Below are 3787 nucleotides of genomic sequence, written 5' to 3' on the forward strand. Positions count from 1 at the left end.
CATTCGCTTTCATTGTGTCGTATGTAACGGTTGCGTCTGTTCCAGCTACTTCTTCTACTGTGTAAGTGTAAGTACCTTCTTGACCCTTCGTGTATTTAAGGGCTGTAACTTTTTTACCAGCTTTATTTGTGTACTCTACTGGAGAGAATGTGATGTTACCAGCTGCATCGTTGGTAACAGTTGCAATCACAACATTGTCGCTATCTTTCAACTCGAAGCTGAATTCGTTAGCTTTCAATTCACGACCTTCCAAGCGTTTAGTAAAGTTGAAGTCTACTGAGATAGGTACACTGTTCACACGTTTTTGAGTTGGTTTTTCTGGAGTTTCTACAGATTTACTTACTGGGTTGTAAACGTGAACGATTTGGTTCGCTTTGTTTTCGATGTCTACGCCACCTGCAACGTCAGCTTTAACTGTTGCTGGAATATCGAATTTGTAGTAGCGACCAAATGCAAATTTAGTTGTGTCGACAACTTGAGTGTTATCAGCATCACCTAAAGATTTGTTCATAGAAGCTTTAGATGTTGCTGTAATGACGCCATTTTCAACTTTGATGTCAAACTTATCAGTTACGTCAGCACCACTTTCACTGTCATAAGCTTTAATATCAGCAGCGTTGACAGTTAATTTATCTGCATCATAAGTATCAGAGATACCAACAGATTGGATGTTGTTTCTGTCAGTGAAGTTCTTAGTATCCAACCATACTTGGTAGTAGATCTTTTCACCACGTTCAACTGACTTCGTATTGATATTTTCTGCTTCGTTGTTTGAAGTTCCATCTGCGTATGGATTTGCATTTGTAGCAGTGTACTCATCGGCCAACTCATCGTCATCATCTACAAGTTTTGATCCTGTAATGTCAAATTTCTCTTTGTTAAGAACAAATTTTTCAGGTTGGAATTCAGGTGTTTCAGGAGGAGTGATTTTGTTGTTGAATTCTTTATCATCAGTTCCTTCTGTTGATGTTCCATCAGCATTGACACCGCCAGTTGATGTTACGTTTGTTACAGTAGTCAAGGTGTGACCATTCTTAGCAACTTCAACAGTGATCGTTGCCTTCATAGTGTCATACGTCATACCTACTTCTTTAGCTGCAGGGATAACTTCTTCTACAGTATAAGTGTGAGTACCTACTTTAGTATTATCAAATGAAATTTCTGTAAATGTTACAGTTCCATCTTTTTTGTTAGCCACAGTTTCAACTTCTTGACCGTTTGCATCTTTAAGGATGAACCTGAATTCGCCATCTTTAAGTTCACGTCCAGCCAATTTCTTAGTGAAGTCAAATTTCACTTTAACTGGAGCTACGACAACGTTGTTGAACTCTGTATCAGTTGTTGAAGATGTTTCACCTTTAGAAGAGCTGTAAGTAACAGTAGCTTTTAAATCACCTGCTTGGTTTTTTTCAGTAACAACTACAGTCATGATAGTTTCCATGGCATCGTAGTCAACATTTTTATCTTCTCCAGCAACTTCTGTTACTTTATATTTGTAAGTTCCAACTTTAGTAAAGTTAATATCACTAAAAGTTACCTTGCCAGATTTATTTGTGACGGTTTCAGTATGACCACCTTCAAGTTCTTCACCTGAATCATCAGTTTTCAATTCAACAAGTTTAAAGCTGAAGTCATTATCATTAAGTGTTCGCTTATTCTCTACATTTTTATCTTCGAGAACCTTAGTAAATTCAGGAGTTACCTTAGTAGCTTCACCTTTAACATAGTAGTAGACCGTTTCATAGTTGGGTGTCAATTTATTTTCCAAACGGAAAACGTTACCTGAAGAAACTGGAACGCCATTAATAGCATATGCAGCTCCAGTAGCGCCACGGTTCGCATAAAATTCACCCGCAGCTGAATAACGTGGTTGATAGCCAGCAGCTTCTGAGGCACTCACCTCAGTAATTGTATACTCTATAGTATTATTAGCTGCTTCCCCTCCCCAGGACATTTTATAAAATGTCCCGTTTGGACGTTTATAGATAAAATCAGCTACGTTAGGTTTACCATATTCCAAATCACCAAGATAGTTTGTATTTTGTTTATCTGAGAAAATAGCAAATGGTTTTCCAACAACAAGCTTATCACGTAATTCTGGTTTCAAACCATCTCTAACTGGCTTATTATTATCTTTATTCCATCCAGCATCATCGATTTCAGGATTCTTACCGAAGTCTTCTGGGTGGTCAATTTTATTGTTACTTCCAGGACGAATTACTGTTTCATAAACCTTAACATAGCCATCAGTGTTTAAATCTTTAGAAATTTTATTTAGACTGTCAGATTTGATTGCCCACATTTCAATACGGACAGTACCATCTTCGCCTACAACTTCTTTAATACGTTTTACACCACCTTCAGCATTGGCAACGTCAAACCAACGTTGGCCAACTTCGTAAGGTTTTTTTAGAACATCTACAAGCGAGCGTGAATCTGCTGTTTGATATAGCTTATACCCATCAAAAGCACGAAGAGCTGAAGCATGGAAATCTTGCCCTTCCATACCAGTAAGTGTAAATGAACCAAGACTCTCTTCAGAGCCTGTTGCACGATATGTTTGTGCATCAACTTGTGGAGTTCCAGCATCATTTACCAGCTTATAGTCACCTGGCGTAGAAGAATTCACCACATAACTACTGCCATTTGAGACAAAGTTTCCAACCAAGCGATTTGGATCATAAGTTGATGAATTTTTATCAACAACTTTATAGTAAGTCGTCTTAGTAGTTAGACGTGGGATGTAATATTGAGGATCAGTTATAGTCGTTCCTTCGTTGGCTGTGTTAACTACATCATAAATTTGAATCGCAGTACGTTGACCATCGAAATCATTAGCAGAACCGTTGAATTTCCATGTTGCACGGAGAGCTGGACGATCTGTCTTGTCAGCATCTTTAACATTTTCAAATCGGAATTCAATATAAGCCTGTTTATTGCCTGAAATAGGTGCTAGAGTAGCCTGACCAAGATTCACTGTTCCTGCACCACTAATTTGTTTTGTTTCTTTAACAGTGTTTGTAGCACCATCAACCAATTCGATTGTTACATTAGTTGAATTATCGTATGGTTTAGACATACGGTAATAGAACTTAGTATTATACTCTGTATTGAATCCCATCAAATCAGTAACAATATATGTATACTGAGATGCACTCGGATTCAATTGGTAGTTGATTCCTGCAGTAACATGGTCAGTAGGATCTTTTGGTGTAGGGACTACAAGTGGACGATTCTTAAGTTTTGCACCATTTGGATCACTCATCACTGGTGTTGCAGCTGCTGAACCTACTGTATGACTAGTTGATACAGGGTCTGTTGCCGAACGACGATTACGACGACGGCCACCTTCTGTAACCAAAGTAGCAGCATTACTACGTTCATTATTCGCTATTGCAACTGAAGTAACGTCTACACCAGCGCTTGCTACGTTAGCACGTGTAGCAACATTTGGTTGGGCAGTTGTAGCTTCTGCTGCTGTTTCAGCTGTTTCTGTATTTCCAGCTACTGGAGCTGCTGTAGCTGAAGCGTTTGAAGCTGCTGTTGTTGAAGCGTTTGAAGCTGCTGTAGCTGAAGCTGTAGTTTCAACGTTGTTGCTAGCTGCATTTGTAGATGCAGCTGTAGCTGGTTTAGCTGTTTCTGTAGCAGCTTTTTCAGTTGGTTTTGCAGTCTCTGAAGCTGGTTTAGCTGCTTCAGGTTTTGCAGTTTCTGTAGCTTGTTTGTCAGTTGTCTCTGCGGCAGCCTTATCTGTTGTTGAAGCTTCTGGCGTCAAGTTAAATGTTGACGC

General features: G+C 39.1%; 1 protein-coding gene. It reads right to left on the reverse strand.

The genetic code is table 11. From position 1 onward, the window contains the following. Positions 1-3772, reverse strand: a 3772-nt coding sequence (locus AX663_RS00015) for a Spy0128 family protein (protein WP_331708950.1), incomplete at its 3' end; no start/stop codon positions are given. Positions 3773-3787 lie beyond the last annotated feature (15 nt).

This window comes from Streptococcus sp. CCH8-H5 (assembly GCF_001556505.1).
GTDB lineage: Bacteria > Bacillota > Bacilli > Lactobacillales > Streptococcaceae > Streptococcus.